This window comes from Pseudomonas protegens, assembly GCF_003363755.1.
Lineage (GTDB): Bacteria > Pseudomonadota > Gammaproteobacteria > Pseudomonadales > Pseudomonadaceae > Aquipseudomonas > Aquipseudomonas danubii.
Map to the genome: position 1 here is coordinate 6,296,502 of NZ_CP031396.1, position 22,717 is coordinate 6,319,218.

A 22,717-nucleotide genomic window follows, 5' to 3' on the forward strand; every position below is an offset into this window, starting at 1 on the left:
TTGCCCGGGCTTGGGCAAGCCCGTCAAGGCTGGCGGACCGAAGGTAGGGGCTTTGTCTTGACCCGCGTTCGGTTGGCGATACGCTTGTGTCTATCTGCACCCTTGCGATACTTCTGTCGGTTAGTGCCACAGAAGGTGCCTAGCGATCCGTTATCGGGCCCCTCGGCAGTCGCCGCTCACCCTGGAGCCGCGCGTGAATACCCTGAAAATATTGGTGCTTGAAGACCATCCGGTGCAGCAACTACTGGCCCTGGAGCAATTGCGACGCCTGGATGTAGCTCAGCCATTGGCGGCGTCCGATGGGGACAGTGCCCTGAACCTGCTGCGTGAGCGCGGTGCGGCGGACATCGTTCTGTGCGACTTGCAGATGTCGGGCATGGACGGCCTGGAGTTCTTGCGGCGAGCCAGTGAGGAGCACTTGGTGCGGGCGGTGATTCTCTACAGCCTGATTGAGTCCGATCTGCGTCGCGCAGTGTTGCAGATGATCAGCCTGCATGGGTTGATCGTCCTGGGGGACGTGGGCAAGCCGGCGGACCTGGAAGCCTTGCAGGCGATGCTCGAACTGTATCAGCAGCGCCATCAGCAACAGGTTCCGGCACCGTCCCGGCACTTTGCCCCGGTGAGCCTTGAAGACCTGCAGCGGGGCGTCGAGCAGGGCCAGTTCGTCGCCTACTACCAACCCAAGTTCGACCTGCGCCACGCCAGTTGCTGTGGCGCCGAAGTGCTGATGCGTTGGTGCCATCCCGAGCGCGGGGTCCTGGCGCCGGCGGCCTTTCTCGATGAGCTGGAGGCCGCAGGCCTGCTGGACGAGGTTCTCCACCAGCAGCTTGACCAGAGCATGGCCCTGCAGCGCCGACTGCTGGACCAGGGTGAAGAACTGGAGCTGGCGTTCAACCTGATGCCCCGACAACTGGCCAGCGGTGACATCGTCAGGCACATCCGTCAGGCCATCGACCGGCATCAGGTTCCGCCGCGGTTGCTGACGTTCGAAATCACCGAGGTGGGCCTGGTGCAGGCGCCGGCCATCAGCCTGGAAAACCTGGTGCGTCTGCGGATGATGGAGTGCAACCTGGCCATCGACGACTTCGGCGCCGGCTATTCCTCCTTGCAGCGTCTGTGCGAACTGCCGTTCAACCAGATCAAGCTCGATGCGCATTTTGTCCGTGAACTGGTGCGTCAGCCCCGCTGTCGCGCGGTGGTCGGTGCCTCCCTGGCCTTAGCCAGCAACCTGGAAATGTGCCTGGTGGTGGAGGGGGTGGAAACCCAGCTCGAACGGCGCCTGTTGCTGGAAATAGGCTGCGTCATGGCCCAGGGGTACTGGTACGCCCGGCCGATGTCGGAAAGCGCACTGTTGTCCTGGCCGCGAAGCATCCCGGCCGAGCAACCTTTAGTGTTTCCCTGACACTGCTCTGCGGTGTTGGAGGGTCCCGCGCTGGACGTCGACGGCGATTGCGTTGAAGCTTGCCCTCCAACGTTCCAGCCAGGGCCATGCATGCTCATCGTATTCAGCGGATTGCCGGGCTCCGGCAAGACCACCATCGCTCGCACCCTGGCTCCCCACTTGGGAGCCACCTACCTGCGTATCGACAGCATCGAGCAGGGCCTGCGCGATGCCGGCCTGGCAGAGGTCGGCAAGGCCGGTTACCAGATCGCCCTGCAACTGGCCGAGGCCAATCTGGCCCTGGGCAACCCGGTGCTGGCCGATTGCGTCAATCCCGTGGCCGAAAGTCGTCAGGCCTGGAGCGATCTGGCGCAACGACTGGGAGTGCTCCTGCTGGATGTCGAGGTGATCTGTTCCGACCCCCGGGAACATCGACGGCGGGTCGAGACCCGGCAGGTGGATGTGCCGGGGCTGCAAGCGCCCAGTTGGCAGTCGGTACTCGATCACGACTACCAGGCCTGGGCGCAGTCGCCCTTGCGCCTGGACAGTGCGAGCCTGTCGCCGCAGCAGGCGGTGGCGCTGATCCTGGCTCGGTTGCCGGTGCGCAGCTGACGGCCGACCGGCCAATCCTCGCTGTGGCCAGTCAATGCCTTGAACCTCGATGGTGCGCTGGCGGTCAGTGTTCAGGGGCCGCTGCTGGCCAGTGCACGCCCTATTGCCGGCAAAGCTCCCGATAACGGGGCAAAAAAATCCTCCCTGGGGCTTTGTGCACCGATTCAGCCCGCAACCGTTTGCCATGACTCGGGCAGGGTCCCCATGGGCGTCCCCAAGACCGCTTCCTGGCGGGGATAGATGTCTCCTTTATGAATGTATTTGTCGCTATTTGTGGGGTTTTTCAGGCCATATGCCGCAGTGGCCGTGGTTTGGGCATTTGCGGCATAGCCTTTGCTACCGCTCTGTGAAGCGGGCGGCAGGGGCCGTCCGACCGTGGGCCCAGGAGGTGCTCGCACACAGGGGAACTATCATCCCTTCAAGGTTAAAGCCGGGTCACGCACACACAGGGTTCAAATAAAAAGCCGTTCATATCGCGGCAAGGAGTTGGCTATGTCCCGCGCTTTTTTCGATGAAATGTACGCTGCCAGCGGCACCTGTCGACCACACTACGAAGCGTTCGCCCGTTGGCTGGCGGACACGCCCCTGGAGCTGCTGGACCAGCGTCGGCGTGAAGCCGACCTGTTGTTCCACCGCGCCGGTATCACCTTCACCCTGTACGGCGACGAACAGGGCACTGAACGCCTGATTCCCTTCGACATCATTCCCCGCAGCATCAAGGCCAGCGAGTGGCGCACGGTGGAGCGCGGCTGCGTGCAGCGGGTCCAGGCGCTGAACCTGTTCCTGGCGGATATCTATCACGGCCAGCGGATCATCAAGGAAGGCATCATTCCCGCCGAGCAGGTGCTGGCCAACGAAGGCTATCAGATGGCCATGCAGGGCCTGGACCTGCACCGGGGCACCTACGCCCATATCGCCGGGGTCGATCTGGTGCGCGACGGCGATGGCAGCTACTACGTGCTGGAGGACAACCTGCGCACCCCCAGCGGCGTGAGCTACATGCTTGAAGACCGCAAGATGATGATGCGTCTGTTTCCCGAGTTGTTTGCCGCCCAGCGCATTGCCCCCATCGATCATTATCCCAACCTGTTGCTGGACACCCTGAAGAGCTCCAGCCCCCTGGACAACCCGACGGTGGTGGTGCTGACCCCGGGACGTTTCAACAGTGCCTATTTCGAGCACGCGTTCCTTGCCCGGGAAATGGGCGTGGAACTGGTAGAAGGCGCCGACCTGTTCGTGCGTGACGACCGGGTGTTCATGCGCACCACTTCCGGCGCCCAGGCGGTGGACGTGATCTACCGTCGGCTGGACGATGCCTACCTCGATCCGCTGTCGTTCAACCCCGATTCCATGCTCGGCGTGCCCGGGCTGATCGCCGCCTATCGCTGCGGCAATGTGGTGCTGGCCAACGCCGTGGGCACCGGGGTCGCCGACGACAAGTCGATCTATCCCTATGTGGACGAGATGATCCGCTTCTACCTGAGCGAAGAACCGATCCTCAAGAACGTGCCCACCTGGCAGTGCCGCAAGCCCGCCGAGCTGTCCCATGTGCTGGCCAACCTGCCGGACCTGGTGGTCAAGGAAACCCAGGGCTCCGGCGGCTACGGCATGCTGGTAGGGCCGGCGGCCACCGCAGCGGAGATCGAAGAATTCCGCACCCGCCTCAAGGCTCGCCCCGAGGCTTACATCGCCCAGCCGACCCTATCCCTGTCCACCTGCCCGACTTTTGTCGAAAGCGGCATCGCCCCGCGGCACATCGACCTGCGGCCGTTCGTACTCTCCGGCCGGGAAACCCGCCTGGTGCCCGGCGGCCTGACCCGCGTGGCGCTGCGCGAAGGCTCGCTGGTGGTGAACTCGTCCCAGGGCGGCGGCACCAAAGACACCTGGGTAGTGGAGGACTGAACCATGCTCTCAAGAACCGCTGCGGACCTGTACTGGATGTCCCGCTACCTGGAGCGCGCCGAGAACCTGGCGCGCATGCTCGAGGTCAGTTATTCGCTGTCGCTGATGCCCCAGGCCGGGCGCGGTGACGGCCATGCCGAACTGGCCATGTCGTTGCTGGCGGCTGGCACCCTGGATGACTACAACCAGCGCTACGGTGAACTGAACACCGAGCGCATGCTGCACTTTTTCGCCCTCGACGAGACCAACCCGGGGAGCATCTACTGCTGCCTGCGGGCGGCCCGCAGCAACGCTCACGCGGTGCGCGGGCGGATCACCGCGGACATGTGGGAGAACATCAACGCCACCTGGCTGGAGATGCGCAACATCGCCCGCAATGGCCTGGGGCGCTACGGCATCAGCCAGTTCTGCGAGTGGGTCAAGGAGCGTTCGCATCTGTTCCGCGGTGCCACCGCCGGCACCATCATGCGCAACGACGCCTATCGCTTCATTCGCCTGGGGACCTTTATCGAGCGCGCCGACAACACCCTGCGCCTGCTGGACGCACGCTATGAAATGTTCGGCGAGGAGTCCGAGGAAGTCAGCGATAACTCGGCCCGGGGCTATTACCAGTGGAGCGCCTTGCTCCGTGCCTTGTCGTCCTTCGAAGCGTTCAACGAGATCTACCGCAATGCCCCGGGGGCCGAGCAGGTGTCCGAGATGCTGCTGTTGCGCGCCGATGTGCCGCGCTCGCTGCATGCCTGTGTCGAGGAACTGGACCAGCTCCTGGCCACCTTGCCGGGGGACAACGGGCGTCCGGCCCAGCGCCTGGCCGCCGAGCTGAATGCGCGCCTGCGCTACACCGGGATCAACGAGATTCTCGATTCCGGCCTGCACCAGTGGCTGACCGATTGCATCGGGCAGATCCGCCACTTGGGGCAGACCGTGCATGAGTCCTATCTGGAGGTGGTATGAAACTGTCCATTCGTCACGACACGACCTACAGCTACGCCGATGAAGTCTGCACCAGCATCCAGTTCCTGCGGTTGACGCCCCAGGACAGCCAGCGCCAGCAGATCCTCCAATGGCACCTGGAGCTGCCACGGCAGGTGCGCGCCCAGCGCGACCCCTACGGCAATATCCTGCATGTCATGACCCTCGACGAGCCCCACGGCGCCATTGTCCTCACGGCCTTTGGCGAAGTGCAGATCGATGGCACGCGGGAAGTGGAGGGCGACAGCCAGTCGCCGCTGCCGTTCCTGCGTTGCAGCCACCTGAGCAAGGCGGACTCGGCCCTTTGCGACTTTGCCCGGCGCCATTGCGGCGAGCGCCGTGATCGCGCCGCGCTGATCGAGCTGATGCAGGCCCTGGCCGAGCACATGCCCTACAGCCCGGGCGCCACCGGGGTTGGCAGTACTGCGGCCGAAGCTTTTGCCGGCGCTGCCGGGGTCTGCCAGGACCATACCCACGCGTTCCTGGCCTGCGCCCGCAGCCTGGGGATTCCCGCGCGTTACGTCTCCGGCTACCTGTGCACCGAGGACGCCAGCCACCTGGCCAGCCATGCCTGGGCCGAAGCCTGGCTCGACGACGGCTGGTACAGCTTCGACGTGACCAACCGCCTGGCGCGACCCGAGCGTCACCTGAAACTGGCGGTGGGCCTGGACTACCTGGATGCCTGCCCGGTGCGCGGCATGCGTCGCGGGGGAGGGGCTGAACAGATGCAGGCTCGGGTCCAGGTCAGTTCCATGGTGCAGTTCCAGCATCAGTAACGCCGCGCAGCGTCGCCGCCCGTGCCCTGGCGGGCGCGGCGCTACGGGTCGATTGTTGCCTGGGGCCGTGGCCACAGCTAAGGAGTTTTGGATAGACAGCCAGATGTTATAAAGTAACGGCCGATTTGCCGGGCGCGAGACCGGCACCGTCCCTTTGAACCTGACGCTGCGATCCCTCCTTATGAGTTCTTTACCCAACCCTCCCGCGAGCCTCGGCACCCGGCTGCTGAGTATCGATGCCCTGCGCGGCCTGGTGATGCTGTTCATGCTACTGGACCATGTGCGGGAAACCTTCTTCCTGCACCGGCAGGTGAGCGATCCCATGGACGTGGCCACCACCGAGCCCGGGCTATTTGTCAGCCGCACCCTGGCACACCTGTGCGCGCCGGTGTTTGTCCTGCTGACCGGGCTTTCGGCTTACCTGTTTGCCCAGAAGCACGGCCATCGGGCCGAGGCCAGCGCTTTCCTGTTCAAGCGTGGGTTGTTCCTGGTGGTGCTGGAACTGACCCTGGTGAACTTCGCCTGGACCGGGCAGATCCCGCCGACGCTGATCTATCTGCAGGTGATCTGGGTCATCGGCCTGAGCATGCTGGCGCTGTCGGCCCTGTTGTGGCTGCCTCGGGCGCTGTTGTTGGGCCTGAGCCTGCTGCTGATCGGCGGGCACAATCTGCTGGATGGGCTGCATTTCGCCCCGGGCGAGGCGCTGCACGTGCCCTGGGCGATCCTGCATGATCGCGGCTGGATCGAATGGGGCGAGGCGCTGCACGTGCCCTGGGCGATCCTGCATGATCGCGGCTGGATCGAATGGGGCGAAGGGCTGCGTCTGCGGACCTCCTATCCGCTGCTGCCATGGATCGGCGTGATCGGCCTGGGTTATGCCCTGGGGCCCTGGTTCGCCCGCGAAGCCGGGGCCGCTCAGCGACAGCAGCGTCTGTTGCGATGGGGGCTGACGGCGCTGGCGGGGTTCATCGTGCTGCGGCTGCTTAACGGCTATGGCGAGCGGCCCTGGGTCAGTGGCGAGACCTTGGGGCAAACCCTGATGAGCTTTTTCAACATCACCAAATACCCGCCGTCGCTGCTGTTTATCGCCCTGACCCTGGGCGCCGGGCTGCTTCTGCTGCGGGCCCTGGAGCGGCGGCAGGACAGCGGTTTGATCCGGGTGCTCGGCGTATTTGGCGCGGCGCCGATGTTCTTCTACCTGTTGCACTTGTATGTGCTCAAGGGCCTGTATCTGCTGGCCGTGGCGCTGCTGGGACGCAATCAAGGGGCCTATTTTGGCTTCGACTCGCTGGGCTGGCTGTGGCTGATCACGTTGCTTCTGGCCTTGGTCCTGTACCCGCCGGTGCGGGGCTTCGCCCGACTCAAGGCCCGGCGCCGCGACCTGGCCTGGCTGAAGTACTTCTAAGGGGCCAGTCCCTTGCTGCCTGCACCGGATTGCTGGCGCAGGCAGGGCAATCAGCGTTTTTTTGCCGGCGCCGATAAACACCGCTTGAACGGCATGGGGCACTCTCTGTACTGTATATAAAAACAGTATTCGAGCCTCGCCATGCAACTGATCGACAAGCTGAGCATCCTCGCCGACGCCGCCAAGTACGACGCTTCCTGCGCCAGCAGCGGCGCACCCAAGCGCAGTTCCGAAGGCAAGAGCGGGTTGGGCTCGAGCAATGGCATGGGCATCTGCCACAGCTATACGCCGGACGGGCGCTGCGTCTCGCTGCTCAAGGTGCTGCTGACCAATTTCTGCCTCTACGACTGCCAGTACTGCGTCAACCGCCGCTCCAGCGATGTGCCCCGGGCCCGTTTCAGCCCCGAGGAAGTGGTGCGCCTGACCCTGGATTTCTACCGGCGCAATTGCGTCAGCGGGCTGTTCCTCAGCTCCGGGATCATCCGCTCGGCGGACTACACCATGGAGCAGTTGGTGCAGGTGGCGAGGCTGTTGCGTGAAGAGCACGAGTTCCGCGGCTACATCCACCTCAAGACCATTCCCGACGCCGACCCGCTGCTGATCGAGCAAGCCGGGCGCTATGCCGACCGCCTCAGCGTCAATGTCGAGCTGCCCACTGACCAGGGCCTCAAGACCCTGGCCCCGGAAAAACACCTGGGCTCGATCAAGCAGGCCATGCGCACCATCTATACCGGCGAGCAGACCGTGCGCAACGAGCCCCGGGCGCCGCGTTTCGCCCCAGCGGGGCAGAGCACCCAGATGATCGTCGGTGCCGACGACACCGATGACAGCACCATTCTCCACAGCGCCGAGGCGCTGTACGGCAATTTCCGCCTGCGCCGGGTCTATTACTCGGCGTTCAGCCCGATCCCCAACAGCCCGAAAAGCGTGCCCCTGGCCGCGCCGCCGCTGATGCGCGAGCACCGCCTGTATCAGGCCGACTTCCTGCTGCGCGGCTATGGCTTCAGTGCCAACGAACTCTTCAAGGGGCCGGGGCACCTGGCCCTGGACATCGACCCCAAGCTGGCCTGGGCGCTGGAGAACCGCAACCTGTTTCCCCTGGACCTGAACCGCGCCGAGCCAACCTTGATCGCGCGCATTCCGGGGATCGGCCTGCGCACCACCCAGCGCCTGGTGGAGCTGCGTCGCGAGCGGCGCATCCGCTTCGAGGACCTGGCGCGCATGCGCTGTGTGCTGAGCAAGGCCAAGCCGTTCTTCATCACCAGCGACTATCACCCGCAGCAGGCGGAAACCAGCAGTGCGCTGCTCTACCAGCAACTGCGGGACCGGCCGCAACCGCAGCAGATGGGGCTCTGGGGATGATCAGCCTGGACTGCGACGACCTGTTCGACACCTGGCGCCAGCAGGCGCGCTGGCTGCTCAGTCATTCCATCGATCCGAGCCGGGTCAGTTGGGCCGGGACCCGGGAGGCCGACCTCTTTGCCAGCGACGAGAGCTGCCCCGAACAGCCCGGACCGTTTCGCGCGCGCATTCCCCAGGCCCTGCTGGAGCTGTTGCAGCGAGCCGCCTGCTACCGCGGCGAGCAGCGCTGGAGCCTGCTTTACGAGGTGCTGTGGCGGGTCAGCCATGGCGACCGCACGGCCATGCTCAGCGGCGATCAACTGGGCAGCGAGTTGCAGCGGCGGATCAAGCAGGTGGACCGCGAGGCCCATCACCTGCATGCCTTCGTGCGATTTGTCCGGCTGCCCGAGGGCCGCTCGCGCCTGGCCGAGCAACCCGAATACGTGGCCTGGCACGAGCCGGCCCACGACATCCTGGCCCAGGCCAGCCGGCACTTCATCGGACGCATGGGGCGCCACCGCTGGATGATTGCCACGCCCCGGGACGGGGTGTACTTCGACGGCGAGCAACTGCACCACCAGCGCCAGTGCCCCGCTGGTTGGCAGCAACTGGCCCAGGCCGGCGACGACCCCGGAGGCGAGCTGTGGCTGGCCTACTACAGCCACATCTTCAACCCGGCGCGGCTCAACCCCAAGGTCATGCAGGGGCATTTGCCGACCCGGTTCTGGAAGCACCTGCCGGAGGGACCGCTGATTCCGGCGCTGATCAGCGAAGCGCGCCACGGCAAGCAGCGCGACGGCCAGGCCAGCCAGGTGGCAGCGCGGCCAGGCAAGCGGATCGGTCAGGTGCGCAGCGATAGCGCTGGGCAGACGCCAGGACCTTCCCTGACAATGCGCGGCTTTGAACAATGAGGCAGGCAGTCAATGGATGACGGTGTGGATGACGGCAAGGGCATTACCGAGGAGTTCTGGTCGAAGGCAGTGACTGACGACGCCAAGATGATGTGGCGGGTGGGCAGCCGCGGCGTGACCTTCCTGGCGGCGCTGCTGCTGCCCAAGACCGGGTTCAAGGTCGTGGACATCGCGGTTGGAGTGCTGACCATGCTGATCCCCTTGCTGGTGATCGAGACCCAGAGGGCCTATTCGAAGTTTTCCCCCGGGTTCCTGGCCTGGGTGGTTCGCATCAGTGTCTTTGCCAGTGGTGTGGCCATGGCCAGCCTGGGGTTGGTGATTTACGCCTGGGTAGTTGGGCCTGTGGTATCGGTGGTCGGCCTCGCCTTTTTTCAACAGACAGTCAGTCTTGGCGGGTACGGGAACAAAGGGGTTGAGTTCGTTGTGTTCTGGTGTATCGCGATAGTCACTGCGATGGGGGTGATACACGCGGTGATCAAGCAGTTTCGCGAGCTGAAGATTTTCGAACTTGTTTATCACCTGCCACGCAATCGAATGGAGTGGCTCATGCAGGGCCGACCGCTGCGAGCCAGCGACTGGCCGATGTTCGTCTGGTTCGAACTCTGTGTGCTGATCACGAGTTTTCTCTACACCTTGGTGGCGTCCCGGGCTGCATTGCTGGTGGTGGATGGAACGCAACAGGTGCTGATGTCGTTCGGTATCAGCCTCTGAGGGGGGAGCCCCGCCTTCGGCAGGCATCCAGCAGGCTCCAGGCATGAAAAAGCCCGCCCCTGGCAAGCAGGGGCGGGCTGGGGTGCAGCAGGGGGCGAATCAGACCTTGACGATCCAGCCCGCTGGCGCTTCCACGTCGCCGGTCTGCACGCCGGTCAGCTCTTTGTAGAGCTTCTGGGTGATCGGGCCGACGTCTTTTTCGCTGTAGAACACGTGCAGCTTGTCCTGGTACTGGATGCCGCCGATCGGCGTGATCACCGCGGCAGTACCGCAGGCACCGGCTTCCTTGAAGTCCGAGAGCTTGTCGATGAACACGTCGCCTTCGACCACTTCCAGGCCCAGGCGGGTCTTGGCCAGCTCGATCAGCGACAGGCGGGTGATACCCGGTAGTACCGATGGCGAGTTGGGGGTGACGAATTTGTCGTCGTGGGTGATGCCGAAGAAGTTGGCCGAACCCACTTCCTCGATCTTGCTGTGGGTCAGCGGGTCGAGGTAGATGCAGTCGGCGAAGCTGGCCTTCTTGGCCTGGGAGCCCGGCATCAGGCTGGCGGCGTAGTTGCCACCGACCTTGGCCGCGCCGGTGCCTTGTGGGGCGGCGCGGTCGTAGCTGGAGATCAGGAAGTTGTGCGGGGTCAGGCCGCCCTTGAAGTAGGCGCCGACCGGGATGGCGAAGATCGAGAAGATGAACTCCGGCGCGGTGCGCACGCCGATGTTGTCACCCACGCCGATCACGAACGGACGCAGGTACAGCGCGCCGCCGGTGCCGTACGGCGGAATGAAGCGCTCGTTGGCCTTGACCACGGCCTTGCAGGCTTCGATGAACTGTTCGGTGGACACCTGCGGCATCAGCAGGCGGGCGCAGCTGCGCTGCATGCGCGCGGCGTTCTGGTCCGGACGGAACAGGTTGATCGAGCCGTCCTTGCAGCGGTAGGCCTTGAGGCCTTCGAAGCATTGCTGACCGTAGTGCAGGGCGGTGGAGCCCTCGCTGATGTGCAGCACGTTGTCTTCGGTCAGGGTGCCCGCGTCCCACTCGCCGTTACGCCAGTGCGACAGATAGCGCTTGTCTGTCTTGATGTAGTCAAAACCCAGCTTGTCCCAATTGATGCTTTCGTTACCCATGACACCCTCTATCACTTAACAACCGCCGGAACGGCTTAAGGCTTCTGACGTTTTTTTGGATGGGCACAACAATACTGCATTCCGGGGGCTTACCGCATCCCCGTATTGAACCCTGTAACTGCTGCCGCAGGCTGCGATCGGCCTCGAAGAGAACGTGCTCTTGAGGCCCTCGGAAGGTCCTGCGGACCTTGTCGCAGCCTGCGGCAGCGGCTACAGGTTGTGTTTACAGGTGCAGGGCGTGGCCCAAGGCCCGCAGCGCCGCTTCCTGGACCGCTTCACCCAGGGTCGGGTGGGCGTGGATGGTGCCGCCGATGTCTTCCAGGCGCGCGCCCATTTCCAGGGATTGGCCAAACGCCGTGGACAATTCGGAGACACCGACCCCCACCGCCTGCCAGCCGACAATCAGGTGATTGTCACTTCGGGCCACCACCCGCACGAAACCGCTTTTCGATTCCAGGGTCATGGCCCGGCCATTGGCCGCGAACGGGAAGCTGCTGACGATGCAATCCAGCCCGGCAGCGCGGGCCTCGTCCGGAGTCTTGCCCACCACCACCAGTTCCGGGTCGGTGAAACACACCGCCGGGATCGCCGCCGGGTTGAACTCGCGGTGCTTGCCGGCGATCAGCTCGGCGACCATCTCGCCCTGGGCCATGGCCCGGTGGGCGAGCATGGGTTCGCCGCTGAGGTCACCGATGGCCCAGACGTTGCGCATGCTGGTCTGGCAGCGGTGGTCGATCTTGATCGCCGCGCCGTTCATGTCCAGGTTCAGGCTTTCCAGGTTCCAGCCCTGGGTGTTGGGTTTGCGACCCACCGCCACCAGTACCTGATCGGTGGCCAGGTTCAGGGTGTCGCCGTTGGGCTCGCGCACCTGCAGGCTGCTGCTGGCGGCATCGAAGCCCAGCACGCTGTGCTTGAGGTAGAGCTTGATCCCCAACTGCTTCACCGACTCCAGCACCGGCTGGGTCAGTTCGGCGTCATAGGCCGGGAGAATGCGCTCCTGGGCCTCGACCACGCTGACCTCGGCCCCGAGCTTGCGGTAGGCAATGCCCAGTTCCAGGCCGATGTAGCCGCCGCCGACCACGGTCAGGCGCTTGGGCAGGGTCTTGGGCGCCAGGGCCTCGGTGGAGGAGATGATCGGCCCGCCGATGGGCAGCATCGGCAGGTTGACGCTTTTCGAGCCGGTGGCCAGCAGCAGGTGTTCGCACTGGATGCGGGTATCAGTGCCTTCGATCTCCACGGTCTTGCCGTCGATGACCTTGGCCCAGCCGTGAATCACCTGGACCTTGTTTTTCTTCAACAGCGCGGCGACCCCGGTGGTCAGGCGGTCGACGATGCCGTCCTTCCATTCCACGCTCTTGCCGATGTTCAGGGTTGGCGCCGCCACTTCGATGCCCAGGGCCGAGCCCTGGCTGTGGTGACGGGTCTGGTGAAACTGCTCGGCCACATGAATCAGCGCCTTGGACGGGATGCAGCCGATGTTCAGGCAGGTGCCGCCCAGGGCCTGGCCTTCCACCAGGATGGTGGAAATGCCCAGCTGGCCGGCACGGATCGCCGCCACGTAACCGCCAGGCCCGCCGCCGATGATCAGCAGTTGGGTGTTGAGAGTCTGTTGCATGCCTGCTCCTCTGAAAGTCAGTCCACAAACAGCGTGGCGGGTTGTTCGAGCAGGCCGCGAATGGCCTGGATGAATTGCGCAGCGTCCATGCCGTCGACCACCCGGTGATCGAAGGAGCTGGAGAGGTTCATCATCTTGCGGATCACGATCTGGCCCTTGATCACCATCGGCCGCTCGACGATGCGGTTGACCCCGACAATCGCCACTTCCGGCAGGTTCAGCACCGGGGTGCTGACAATCCCGCCCAGGGCGCCGAGGCTGGTGAGGGTGATGGTGGAGCCGGACAGTTCATCCCGGGCCGCCTTGCCGCTGCGGGCCGCCTTGGCCAGGCGCGAGATTTCCTCGGCGTTGCCCCACAGGCTGCGGGCTTCGGCGTGACGTACCACCGGCACCATCAGGCCGACGTCGCTCTGGGTGGCGACCCCGACATGCACCGCGCCGTGGCGGGTGATGACCTGGGCTTCGTCGTCGTAGCGGGCGTTGATCTGCGGGAAGTCGCGCAGGGCGACGACCATGGCCCGCACCAGGAACGGCAGCAGGGTCAGCTTGCCGCGGCTGGCGCCGTGTTTTTCATTGAGGTGGATGCGCAGCTCTTCCAGGGCGGTGACGTCCACTTCCTCGACATAGCTGAAGTGCGCGGCGCGGTGCTTGGATTCCTGCATGCGCTGGGCGATCTTGCGGCGCATGCCGATCACCTGGATCTGCTCTTCGTCGTGGCGTTCGGCATAGCCTGTGCCGGGCGCCGAGTAGCCCTTGAGCGGCTGGCTGTCCTGGGCCAGGTAGGCCTCCAGGTCTTGGTGCAGGATGCGCCCGGCCGGGCCGCTGCCTTGCACCAGGCGCAGCTGGATGCCCAGGTCCAGGGCGTGCTTGCGCACGGCGGGCGAAGCCAGGGGGCGTTCGTCGGCCTGGCGCGCCACCGGCGCCTGGGGAGCAGGGCGGCAGGCGGCTTGGCTGACGACTGCTTGTTCCACCTTGGGTGCTTCGACCACTGGCGCGGCAGCCGGCTTATTAATAGCGGCCGGTGCTTGTTGCGCCGGCGCGGCGGCCTGGGCGGATTCCTTGAGGTTGCCCGCGCCTTCGACTTCGATGCTGATGAGGATGCTGCCCACCGCCATCACTTCACCGGGTTCGCCGCCCAGGGAAATGACCGTGCCGTGCACTGGCGAGGGAATGTCGACCATGGCCTTGTCGGTCATCACGTCCGCCAGGACCTGGTCTTCGACCACCTGGTCGCCGACTTTTACGTGCCACTGCGCCAGTTCAACTTCCGCGATGCCTTCGCCGATGTCCGGCATCTTGATAACGTGCGTGCCCATTCAGACCTCCATGACCCGTTGCAGCGCCGCGCCCACTCGGGACGGCCCTGGGAAATATGCCCACTCCTGCGCGTGGGGATACGGCGTATCCCAACCGGTGACGCGCTCGATCGGGGCTTCCAGGTGGTGGAAGCAGTGTTCCTGCACCAGCGACACCAGCTCGGCGCCGAAGCCGCAGGTACGGGTGGCTTCGTGCACCACCACGCAACGGCCGGTCTTTTTCACCGACTTGACGATGGTGTCCAGGTCCAGGGGCCACAGGCTGCGCAGGTCGATGACCTCGGCGTCGATGCCGGTTTCCTCGGCCGCCACTTGCGACACATAGACGGTGGTGCCGTAGGTGAGGACGGTGACGTCCTTGCCCGGACGGGCGATGGCCGCCACATCCAGCGGCACCTTGTAGTAGCCGTCCGGCACCTGGGCCGCCGGGTGTTTCGACCAGGGGGTTACCGGGCGGTCGTGGTGGCCATCGAACGGGCCGTTGTACAGGCGCTTGGGTTCGAGAAAGATCACCGGGTCATCGTTTTCGATGGAGGCGATCAGCAGGCCCTTGGCGTCGTAGGGGTTGGAGGGCATCACGGTGCGCAGGCCGCAGACCTGGGTGAACATCGCCTCGATGCTCTGGCTGTGGGTCTGGCCGCCATAGATGCCGCCGCCGCAGGGCATGCGCAGGGTCATCGGCGCGGTGAACTGGCCGGCGGAGCGATAGCGCAGGCGCGCGGCTTCGGAAATGATCTGGTCCGAGGCGGGGTAGACGTAGTCGGCGAACTGGATTTCCGCCACCGGACGCAGGCCGTAGGCGCCCATGCCGATGGCCGCGCCGACGATGCCGCTTTCCGAGATCGGTGCGTCGAACACCCGCGAGGTGCCGTACTTGGCCTGCAGGCCCTCGGTGCAGCGGAACACGCCGCCGAAGTAGCCGACGTCCTGGCCGAACACCACCACGTTGTCGTCACGCTCGAGCATCACATCCATGGCCGAGCGCAGGGCCTGGATCATGGTCATGGTGGTGGTGGTCATGGCGGTTTCCAGCTGGATATTGTTGTTGTGATCGTTCATGTCAGACCCCCAGTTCCTGGCGTTGACGTTTCAGGTGCTCGGGCATGTCCTTGTAGACGTCCTCGAACATGGTCGCGGCGCTGGGGATCTGGCCGCCGGCGAGGGTGCCGTACTGCTCGGCTTCCTTCTGCGCGGCAATCACCTGGGCTTCGAGCTCGGCGCTGACCGCGGCGTGTTCCTCTTCGGACCACTGGCCGATCTTGATCAGGTGCTGCTTGAGGCGGGCAATCGGGTCGCCCAGGGGGAAGTGGCTCCAGTCGTCGGCCGGACGGTACTTCGACGGGTCGTCGGAAGTGGAGTGCGGGCCGGCGCGGTAGGTGACCCACTCGATCAGGGTCGGCCCGAGGTTGCGCCGGGCGCGTTCGGCGGCCCAGCGTGAGGCGGCGTAGACCGCGATGAAGTCGTTGCCGTCGACCCGCAGGGAAGCGATGCCGCAGCCCACGCCGCGTCCGGCGAAGGTGGTGGCTTCACCGCCGGCAATGGCCTGGAAGGTGGAGATCGCCCACTGGTTGTTGACCACGTTGAGGATCACCGGCGCGCGGTACACGTGGGCGAAGGTCAGGGCGGTGTGGAAGTCCGATTCGGCGGTGGCGCCGTCGCCGATCCAGGCCGAGGCGATCTTGGTATCGCCCTTGATCGCCGAGGCCATGCCCCAGCCCACGCCCTGCACGAACTGGGTCGCCAGGTTGCCGGAGATGGTGAAGAACCCGGATTCCTTCACCGAGTACATGATTGGCAACTGGCGTCCCTTGAGCGGATCGCGCTCGTTGGACAGCAGTTGGCAGATCATCTCCACCAGCGGCACTTCCCGGGCCATCAGGATGCTCTGCTGGCGGTAGGTGGGGAAGCACATGTCGTCGATGTTCAGGGCCAGGGCCTGGGCGCTGCCGATGGCTTCCTCGCCCAGGCTCTGCATGTAGAAGGACATCTTCTTCTGGCGCTGGGCGACCACCATGCGGTTGTCGAAGATCCGCGTCTTGAGCATGGCGCGCATGCCCTTGCGCAGGATTTCCAGCGGCACGTCGTCGGCCCAGTCGCCCAGGGCGTTGCCCTGATCGTCGAGCACACGGATCAGGCCGCGGGCCAGGTCGGCGCAGTCGGCAGGTTCGATATCGATGGGAGGTTTGCGGGCCAGGCCGGCGTCGTTCAGACGCAGGTAGGTGAAGTCGGTCTTGCAGCCGGGACGGCCCGAGGGTTCGGGAACGTGCAGGCGTAGCGGTGCATACGCGGTGGTCATGGCTTTCTACGCTCGATCTTGTGGATTTCTTGTAATTGGGCGCGCTAGCTGACAGTCATTCCCTGGGTAAGGGAAATCTTGTCCTACAAACATCATAGGCCGGGCGTAGAAGAATATTTATCTCTGTTTCATTGCGCTGGAAGTTATTTGCAGATAAAAAATCTGCATAAACATAAAAAACAGGTTGTTTTGTCTCATGCGCAAACTGGATCGTACCGACATCGGCATTCTCAACAGTCTTCAGGAGAATGCTCGCATCACCAACGCCGACCTCGCCCGTTCGGTGAACCTTTCACCCACGCCGTGCTTCAACCGGGTCAAGGCCATGGAGGAGCTGGGGCTGATCCGCGAGCAGGTGACCCTGCTGGATGCCGACCTGTTGGGGCTGCACGTCAACGTGTTCATTCACGTCAGCCTGGAGAAGCAGGTGGAGGAGGCGTTGCAGCACTTCGAAGAGGCCATCGCCGACCGCCCGGAGGTCATGGAGTGCTACCTGATGGCCGGCGACCCGGACTACCTGATCCGCGTGCTGGTGCCCACCATCCAGTCCCTGGAACGCTTCATGATGGACTTTCTGACCAAGGTGCCCGGGGTGGCCAACATCCGCTCCAGCTTCGCCCTCAAGCAGGTGCGCTACAAGACCGCGCTGCCACTGCCGGCCAACGGCCTGACCCTGGGCACCTGAGGGTCAGGCGGAGACTCCGCTCCAGAGCCGATCCAGGTTCTTGAACTCCCAGTCTTCCGGGGCTTCGCGAGCGACGATGCGATCCTGGCCGTGGATCTTGGCCAGGTCGACCACGTTCTGTTCCAGGGGCAGGTTGGAGCGGGTGGAGAAGAACACCCGGACCTTGGGCGTCAGCAACGACTTGGGGTTTTGTTCGATCACTACCGCCAGGCGACCGCTTTCCAGGCGCACCAGGGCCCCGACGGGATAGATACCCACGCTCTTGACGAAGGCCTGGAACACCCGCTGATCGAAATGACCTTTCCAGGTGGACATGCGCTGGATCGCTTCGGCCGGGTCCCAGCCACGGTTGTAGGGACGATTGGAGGTCACCGCGTCGTACACATCGCAGACCGCGCCCATCTGCGCGAACAGGCTGATCTGGTTGCCGGCCAGACGGTGCGGATAGCCCGAGCCGTCGGCCTTTTCGTGGTGATGCAGGCATACATCCAGAACCAGCGCATCCACATCGGGGCTTTGACGCAGGATCGCGCCACCGGCTTCGGGGTGCAGCTTGACCCGTTCGAACTCGGTGTCCGAGAGCTTTTGCGGCTTGTTGAGAATGCTGTCGGGGATGGTCAGCTTGCCCACGTCATGCAGCAATCCGGCAACGCCTGCCAGGCGGATATAGTCCTCCGACAAGCCCAATTGCCGCGCAGTGGCCAGCATCAGCGCACAGACCGCCACTGAATGCATGTAGGTGTAGTCATCGGCGTTCTTGAGCCGCGCCAGACTGATCAGCGCATCGGGATGACGCAGCAGCGACTGGCCGATCTGCAGCACCAGATCCTCGGCTTGCTGCATCTCCAGGGCCTGGCCCATGCGCACTTCCTGGAACATCGCCATTACCGCCTTGCGCGAGTGGGCGCAGAGTTTGAGGGCGCGCTGCACTTCCTCATCCATGCTGGCCCGGGGAGTGGGCGCGGTGGCTGGTTGTGCCGTCGGCGGCAGATCCGGCGTGGTGGTTGCACTGGCCTCGGGCAGGTCGCCACCTTTGCTGGTGTCGATCCACAGGCTGCTGAGGTTGGAGCTTCGCAGGCGTTGCAGGTCGGCATGGCTGTCGAGGACAAAGCCAGCCTTCCAGAAAGAGTGGTCCAGCCAGGAGCCACAGAACTGATGGATGTACATGCCCATCTGCAACTGATGGATCGAAATCAGTTTCAGCATCAACAACACTCCCTTTCAGGGCAGTCGGCCATTGCCGGTCATCTGGCTCCTACAGACCCGTGTAGAAGCCGGATCGCCGGCTAACAGCGCCAGCGCTTTTCTCTACCTGACGTCTTACCGGGCCTGGGCCCGCCTCACAGGGAGAAGCGTGCCACCAGTTTGTTCAAACTCACCGCCAGGGACGACAGTTCATTGCTGGCAATGGACGTCTGGCTGGCGGCGGACGAGCTTTGCAGCGACAAGTCGCGGATGCTCATCAGGTTCTGATCCACCGAGCGCGCCACCTGGGCCTGTTCCTCCGAGGCGGTGGCGATCATCAGGTTGCGTTCGTTGATCTCGCTGATGGCCTGGGCGATATGGCCGATGGCGGCGCCGGCCTCGTGGGCGATGGCCAGGGTCTGGCTGGCATCCTCGCTGCTTTGCTGCATCGACAGCATGGCCTTGCTCGAACCGTTCTGGACGCCCTGGATCATCTGCTCGATCTCCTGGGTCGAGAGCTGGGTGCGGTGGGCCAGGGCCCGCACTTCATCGGCCACCACGGCGAAACCACGGCCTTGCTCGCCGGCCCGAGCGGCCTCGATGGCCGCGTTGAGGGCCAGCAGGTTGGTCTGCTCGGCAATGGCGCGGATCACGTCCAGGACCTTGCTGATGTCCTGAGCCTGTTGCGCCAGGCCGGCCATTTCCACCCGGGTGTTTTCCACGGTGCCGGTGAGCTTCTCGATGGAGTGGATGGTCTGCTCGACCCGCTCCTTGCCCAGCCCGGCGGAGCGCTCGGATTCCTGGGTCGACTGCGAGGCGGACACCGCGTTGCGCGCCACTTCCTCCACCGCGGCGGTCATTTCGTTGACCGCGGTGGCGGCCTGATCGGTCTCCATGCTCTGTTGCTGGATGCCGGCGTTGGACTCACGGGTAATGGCGCTCATTTCCTCGGCGGCGGAGGCCAGCTGGGTCGAGGAGTCGGCAATTTGGCGGATGGTCGACTTCAGGTTGTCGAGCATGGACTGGGTGGATTTCTGCAGGTCGGTGAGTTCGTCCTGGCCGCTGACTTCCACCTGGGTTCGCAGGTCGCCCTCGGCGATTTTGCGCGTGGTGGCCAGCAGCGATTGCACCGGGCGGGTGATGCTGCGGGTGAACAGGGTGGCGATGAGCACGGTCAGGACAATCGCCAGGACGATGATCAGCGAGGTCAGGGTCAGGCCACTGTCGAACTGATGGTCGGCCAGGGTCGCCGAGTGCGCGGCACCGCTCTCGTTGATCGCGATCAGGGCTTCGATTGCGCTTTGCAAGGCATTGGCCAGGGGCACCGTGACCTGATTGATGTAGTCACTGCTCTGCTGCGCGGTGTTGGTCTTGCTGGCATCGATCAGCACCGCCAGCTTGTCCAGGTAGTCCTGGGCGCCGCGCTTGACCTGATCAAAGGCGGTTTTCTCTTCGGCGCTGGACACCAGCGGCTCGTAGTCCTTGATGGCCTGGGCCAGGGTGGCTTTCAGGCTACCCAGCTTGTCCAGGGATGCGCCTTTCTGGGCTTCGCTTTCAGTGGCGTAGTGCAGGGCCTCCAGGCGCACACGCAAGGTGGAGGATTCGATTTTCGTGGCTTGCCTGACGCTGGGCAGCCAATTGTTTCGCAGGTCCAGTGCAGCATCGTGAATCTGTCCCATTCTCCACAGCGCCAGTCCCCCCAGACCGACCACTAGCACACAGATAGCGCCAAAACTCAGGAGCGCCCTGGACGTCAGTTTCAAGTTTCTTGTCACCATACAGGCACCTTGCAGGTTGGAGTGATACCGCCAATTGCTTTTCGACTCCTTGTCGCCCTGATAGCACTGTGACTCCAAAGAGATGAAAAATCTGTAGGGATGTAAAAATATTTCTTTGCGTCCAACGCGCTTCAACCTAGCGTCGCCGCAAGGGCGGGCAACCCCGCGGCTTGACCTTTATCAACGCGCTTTTGGCGGTTTTGTAGCAAGCTTGGCGCCTCTCCAATTGCAAAGGAAAAGGCCCATGACTACGCCTCCGACAACGGCGCCCGCGGCCAAGGCTGTACTACCGATTGGATTGCTGATCGCCGTGCTGGCCATGATCGGGGTGCTGTTTCTGCCACTGCCCGCCGACCTGCCGGTGGCCGGCCAGCGGATGCTGGCGATCCTCGCCTTCGCGGTGGTGGTGTGGATCAGCGAAGCGGTGTCCTACGAGGCCAGCGCGATCATGATCACCGCACTGATGGCGTTCCTGATTGGCACCGCGCCGACCCTGCAGGACCCGACCCAGGTCTATGGCAGCTCGGCGGCCATCAGTCTGGCGCTGACCGGGTTCTCCAATTCGGCCCTGGCCCTGGTGGCCGGTGCCTTGTTCATCGCCGCCGCCATGACCCACACCGGCCTCGACCGACGCATCGCCCTGGTGACCCTGACCCGGGTCGGCACCAGCACCCGGCGCATCCTCATCGGTGCCATTGCGGTGACCATCCTCCTCAGCCTGCTGGTGCCCAGCGCCACGGCCCGCAGTGCCTGCGTGGTGCCGATCATGATGGGGGTGATCGCCGCGTTCGGCGTCGACAAGCGCTCCAATATCGCCGCCGGGCTGATGATCGTGGTGGCCCAGGGCACCAGCATCTGGAACGTCGGGATCCAGACCGCCGCGGCGCAGAACCTGCTGACCGTGGGCTTCATGGACAAGATGCTCGGCCAGCGCGTGGCCTGGCTCGACTGGCTGATCGCCGGGGCGCCCTGGGCGCTGATCATGTCCCTGGTGCTGCTGTGGCTGGTGCTCAAACTGCTGCCGCCGGAAACCGACAGCATCCCCGGCGGCAAGGAGGCGGTGGCCCAGTCCCTGGTGGACATCGGGCCCATGACCGGGCCGCAGAAGCGCCTGTTGGCGGTGTCGCTGCTGCTGCTTTTGGCCTGGTCCACCGAAGGCAAGCTGCACCCCTTCGACACCACGACCACCACCTACGCCGGGCTGGTGATCCTGCTGTTGCCGCGAGTCGGCATCATGACCTGGAAGGACGTGCAGTCGCGCATTCCCTGGGGCACGGTGATCGTCTTCGGGGTCGGCATCAGCCTCGGTTCGGCGCTGCTCAGCACCCAGGCCGGGCAATGGCTGGGCGGGCAGGTGGTGGCCCACACCGGCCTGGACCAGGTCGGGCCTTTGGCGGTGTTCGCGATTCTCGCGGCGTTCTTGATTCTCATACACCTGGGGTTCGCCAGTGCCACGGCCCTGACCTCGGCCTTGCTGCCGATCCTGATTGCCGTGCTGCAAACCCTGCCGGGCGAGTTCAGCCGCCTGGGCATGACCATGCTCCTGGGCTTTGTCGTCAGCTACGGTTTCATCCTGCCGATCAACGCGCCGCAGAACATGGTCTGCCTGGGTACCGAGACCTTCAATGCCCGGCAGTTCGCCAAGGTCGGGCTGCTGGTGACGCTGATCGGCTACCTGTTGATGCTGGTGTTCGCCATGACCTGGTGGAAATGGCTGGGCTGGATGTAGAGCCCTTCACAGTGACCCGCTGAACACCCGGGTCACGTTGCCGGCCAGGCGCACCTTGCCCTGGCCGTCCCAGCTCACCGTCACCGGCCCGCCGTCGCACAACACCCGCACCGGGCTGTCGAGCAAGCCGCGACGGATGCCATTGACCGCCGCCGCGCAGGAACAGGAACCGGAGCCCAGGGGGATGGCGCCATGGCGCTCCCAGATGCGCAGGCGGATGGTCTGGCGGTCGATCACCTGGATGAAGTGCACATTGGTCTTGTGTGGAAACAGCGGGTCGCTCTCGATCGTGGGACCCAGGGCGGCCACGTCCAGTTGCTCCAGATCGTCGACGAAAAAACTGCAATGGGGGTTGCCCATGCTGCATGCCGCCGGTGTTCCTGGCAGCGGCAGGTGCAGGCTGTCCAGCTCTCGGGCCAGGGGGACGTCCCGCCAGTCGAACGATGGTCGGCCCATTTCCACGGACACCGACTGATCCTCAAGGCGCAGGCAGTGCTGCAGGCCGCGGGCGGTTGTCACCTGCACCGAGGTGGCACCGCTTTCCTCCATCAGCAGGTCGGCGGCGCCGCGGGTTGCGCTGCCGCAGGTGTCCAGGCTGGAACCATCGGCGTTGAAGAAGGTCAGTTGCGCCGCACTCTCGTGGCAATCGCCGAGCACCACCAACTGATTGAAACCAATGCCGCGTCGGCGATCGCCCAGGGCCCGGGCCCGTTCGGCAGTGATCGGGTTGTCGCGTCCACGGGCATCGATCAGCACGAAGTCGTCGCCATTGGCGTGCATCTTGACAAAGTTCAGCGGCATGCGAGCTCCGGTGGGCGAGGGCAGGCGACGCCCGCTTCGCCGGGCGCCAGCGAGGGCAGGATTGCGAAAAAACGCCACCGGCGCCAGCGCCTTAAAATAAAATTCATCCTGCAAGCCTGGGCGCTGCCTGGACGGCGGGTTTTTCCGGCACACTGCCGGAGCACCGCGAACATCGCCGGGCG

Annotated in this window: 19 protein-coding genes; 11 read left to right on the forward strand and 8 right to left on the reverse strand. The window is 64.4% G+C overall.

What is annotated here, in order from left to right:
* The first annotated feature begins 193 nt into the window (after nt 1–193).
* The 9 genes from DWF74_RS28660 (at nt 194) to DWF74_RS28700 (ending at nt 10,011) form a co-directional block, all read left to right on the forward strand.
* A complete protein-coding gene (locus tag DWF74_RS28660; RefSeq protein WP_115582234.1) occupies nt 194–1,402 on the forward strand; it encodes an EAL domain-containing response regulator in 1,209 nt (402 codons plus the stop codon).
* A gap of 90 nt (nt 1,403–1,492) precedes the next feature.
* Nucleotides 1,493–1,993 (forward strand): AAA family ATPase, encoded by a 501-nt coding sequence (locus tag DWF74_RS28665; RefSeq protein WP_115582235.1) that lies wholly within the window; start codon nt 1,493–1,495, stop codon nt 1,991–1,993.
* 492 nt (nt 1,994–2,485) lie between these two features.
* Complete coding sequence (locus DWF74_RS28670; protein ID WP_115582236.1) at nt 2,486–3,895, forward strand: circularly permuted type 2 ATP-grasp protein; 1,410 nt, start codon at nt 2,486–2,488, stop codon at nt 3,893–3,895.
* Between the two features lie 3 nt (nt 3,896–3,898).
* Entirely contained in the window at nt 3,899–4,849 is a 951-nt protein-coding gene (locus tag DWF74_RS28675) for an alpha-E domain-containing protein (RefSeq protein ID WP_102864395.1), read from the forward strand.
* On the forward strand, nt 4,846–5,643 hold the full coding sequence (locus DWF74_RS28680) for a transglutaminase family protein (RefSeq protein WP_102864396.1): 798 nt from the start codon (nt 4,846–4,848) through the stop codon (nt 5,641–5,643). The genes DWF74_RS28675 and DWF74_RS28680 overlap by 4 nt, the downstream gene beginning before the upstream one ends.
* A 181-nt stretch (nt 5,644–5,824) precedes the next feature.
* A complete protein-coding gene (locus DWF74_RS28685) occupies nt 5,825–7,048 on the forward strand; it encodes a DUF1624 domain-containing protein (protein WP_115582237.1) in 1,224 nt (407 codons plus the stop codon).
* 141 nt (nt 7,049–7,189) lie between these two features.
* Nucleotides 7,190–8,410 carry a putative DNA modification/repair radical SAM protein gene (locus DWF74_RS28690; protein ID WP_115582238.1) on the forward strand — a complete coding sequence of 407 codons (1,221 nt, stop codon included), beginning with the start codon at nt 7,190–7,192 and terminating at the stop codon, nt 8,408–8,410.
* On the forward strand, nt 8,407–9,300 hold the full coding sequence (locus DWF74_RS28695; protein ID WP_115582239.1) for a TIGR03915 family putative DNA repair protein: 894 nt from the start codon (nt 8,407–8,409) through the stop codon (nt 9,298–9,300). The genes DWF74_RS28690 and DWF74_RS28695 overlap by 4 nt, the downstream gene beginning before the upstream one ends.
* A 24-nt stretch (nt 9,301–9,324) precedes the next feature.
* Entirely contained in the window at nt 9,325–10,011 is a 687-nt protein-coding gene (locus DWF74_RS28700; protein WP_240321980.1) for a hypothetical protein, read from the forward strand.
* A 99-nt stretch (nt 10,012–10,110) separates the two neighbouring features.
* Here the strand turns inward: DWF74_RS28700 and DWF74_RS28705 are convergent, their stop codons facing one another.
* The 5 genes from DWF74_RS28705 to DWF74_RS28725 form a co-directional block, all read right to left on the reverse strand.
* Nucleotides 10,111–11,130 carry a branched-chain amino acid aminotransferase gene (locus DWF74_RS28705; RefSeq protein WP_015635266.1) on the reverse strand — a complete coding sequence of 340 codons (1,020 nt, stop codon included), beginning with the start codon at nt 11,128–11,130 and terminating at the stop codon, nt 10,111–10,113.
* Nucleotides 11,131–11,353: 223 nt separating this feature from the next.
* Entirely contained in the window at nt 11,354–12,745 is a 1,392-nt protein-coding gene (gene lpdA, locus DWF74_RS28710) for a dihydrolipoyl dehydrogenase (protein WP_115582241.1), read from the reverse strand.
* A gap of 17 nt (nt 12,746–12,762) precedes the next feature.
* Complete coding sequence (locus tag DWF74_RS28715; protein ID WP_102864401.1) at nt 12,763–14,061, reverse strand: dihydrolipoamide acetyltransferase family protein; 1,299 nt, start codon at nt 14,059–14,061, stop codon at nt 12,763–12,765.
* Complete coding sequence (locus DWF74_RS28720) at nt 14,062–15,120, reverse strand: alpha-ketoacid dehydrogenase subunit beta (protein WP_047303847.1); 1,059 nt, start codon at nt 15,118–15,120, stop codon at nt 14,062–14,064.
* A gap of 1 nt (nt 15,121) precedes the next feature.
* The gene (locus DWF74_RS28725) at nt 15,122–16,357 is read right to left on the reverse strand and encodes a 3-methyl-2-oxobutanoate dehydrogenase (2-methylpropanoyl-transferring) subunit alpha (RefSeq protein ID WP_102864402.1); all 1,236 of its coding nucleotides are present in this window, start codon (nt 16,355–16,357) and stop codon (nt 15,122–15,124) included.
* Nucleotides 16,358–16,553: 196 nt separating this feature from the next.
* On the opposite strand from DWF74_RS28725, the gene bkdR reads away from it, so the two are divergent.
* On the forward strand, nt 16,554–17,042 hold the full coding sequence (gene bkdR, locus DWF74_RS28730; protein ID WP_060838848.1) for a Bkd operon transcriptional regulator BkdR: 489 nt from the start codon (nt 16,554–16,556) through the stop codon (nt 17,040–17,042).
* Nucleotides 17,043–17,045: 3 nt separating this feature from the next.
* Here the strand turns inward: bkdR and DWF74_RS28735 are convergent, their stop codons facing one another.
* Nucleotides 17,046–18,248 (reverse strand): HD-GYP domain-containing protein, encoded by a 1,203-nt coding sequence (locus DWF74_RS28735; protein ID WP_115582242.1) that lies wholly within the window; start codon nt 18,246–18,248, stop codon nt 17,046–17,048.
* Between the two features lie 134 nt (nt 18,249–18,382).
* The gene (locus tag DWF74_RS28740; RefSeq protein ID WP_102864589.1) at nt 18,383–20,005 is read right to left on the reverse strand and encodes a methyl-accepting chemotaxis protein; all 1,623 of its coding nucleotides are present in this window, start codon (nt 20,003–20,005) and stop codon (nt 18,383–18,385) included.
* 244 nt (nt 20,006–20,249) lie between these two features.
* On the opposite strand from DWF74_RS28740, the gene DWF74_RS28745 reads away from it, so the two are divergent.
* The gene (locus DWF74_RS28745; protein WP_102864404.1) at nt 20,250–21,734 is read left to right on the forward strand and encodes a DASS family sodium-coupled anion symporter; all 1,485 of its coding nucleotides are present in this window, start codon (nt 20,250–20,252) and stop codon (nt 21,732–21,734) included.
* 6 nt (nt 21,735–21,740) lie between these two features.
* Here DWF74_RS28745 and dapF read toward each other — a convergent pair whose 3' ends face one another.
* Nucleotides 21,741–22,535, reverse strand: coding sequence for a diaminopimelate epimerase (gene dapF, locus DWF74_RS28750; RefSeq protein ID WP_115582243.1), 795 nt, complete (start codon nt 22,533–22,535; stop codon nt 21,741–21,743).
* Between the last annotated feature and the right edge of the window lie 182 nt (nt 22,536–22,717).

Bases quoted from the DNA above. Each gene is read 5' to 3' on its own strand.
- DWF74_RS28665 (WP_115582235.1), top strand. From the start codon at position 1,493: ATGCTCATCGTATTCAGCGGATTGCCGGGCTCCGGCAAGACCACCATC.
- DWF74_RS28670 (WP_115582236.1), top strand. From the start codon at position 2,486: ATGTCCCGCGCTTTTTTCGATGAAATGTACGCTGCCAGCGGCACCTGT.
- DWF74_RS28675 (WP_102864395.1), top strand. From the start codon at position 3,899: ATGCTCTCAAGAACCGCTGCGGACCTGTACTGGATGTCCCGCTACCTG.
- DWF74_RS28680 (WP_102864396.1), top strand. From the start codon at position 4,846: ATGAAACTGTCCATTCGTCACGACACGACCTACAGCTACGCCGATGAA.
- DWF74_RS28685 (WP_115582237.1), top strand. From the start codon at position 5,825: ATGAGTTCTTTACCCAACCCTCCCGCGAGCCTCGGCACCCGGCTGCTG.
- DWF74_RS28690 (WP_115582238.1), top strand. From the start codon at position 7,190: ATGCAACTGATCGACAAGCTGAGCATCCTCGCCGACGCCGCCAAGTAC.
- DWF74_RS28695 (WP_115582239.1), top strand. From the start codon at position 8,407: ATGATCAGCCTGGACTGCGACGACCTGTTCGACACCTGGCGCCAGCAG.
- DWF74_RS28705 (WP_015635266.1), bottom strand. From the start codon at position 11,130: ATGGGTAACGAAAGCATCAATTGGGACAAGCTGGGTTTTGACTACATC.
- lpdA (WP_115582241.1), bottom strand. From the start codon at position 12,745: ATGCAACAGACTCTCAACACCCAACTGCTGATCATCGGCGGCGGGCCT.
- DWF74_RS28715 (WP_102864401.1), bottom strand. From the start codon at position 14,061: ATGGGCACGCACGTTATCAAGATGCCGGACATCGGCGAAGGCATCGCG.
- DWF74_RS28720 (WP_047303847.1), bottom strand. From the start codon at position 15,120: ATGAACGATCACAACAACAATATCCAGCTGGAAACCGCCATGACCACC.
- DWF74_RS28725 (WP_102864402.1), bottom strand. From the start codon at position 16,357: ATGACCACCGCGTATGCACCGCTACGCCTGCACGTTCCCGAACCCTCG.
- bkdR (WP_060838848.1), top strand. From the start codon at position 16,554: ATGCGCAAACTGGATCGTACCGACATCGGCATTCTCAACAGTCTTCAG.
- DWF74_RS28735 (WP_115582242.1), bottom strand. From the start codon at position 18,248: ATGCTGAAACTGATTTCGATCCATCAGTTGCAGATGGGCATGTACATC.
- DWF74_RS28740 (WP_102864589.1), bottom strand. From the start codon at position 20,005: ATGGTGACAAGAAACTTGAAACTGACGTCCAGGGCGCTCCTGAGTTTT.
- DWF74_RS28745 (WP_102864404.1), top strand. From the start codon at position 20,250: ATGACTACGCCTCCGACAACGGCGCCCGCGGCCAAGGCTGTACTACCG.
- dapF (WP_115582243.1), bottom strand. From the start codon at position 22,535: ATGCCGCTGAACTTTGTCAAGATGCACGCCAATGGCGACGACTTCGTG.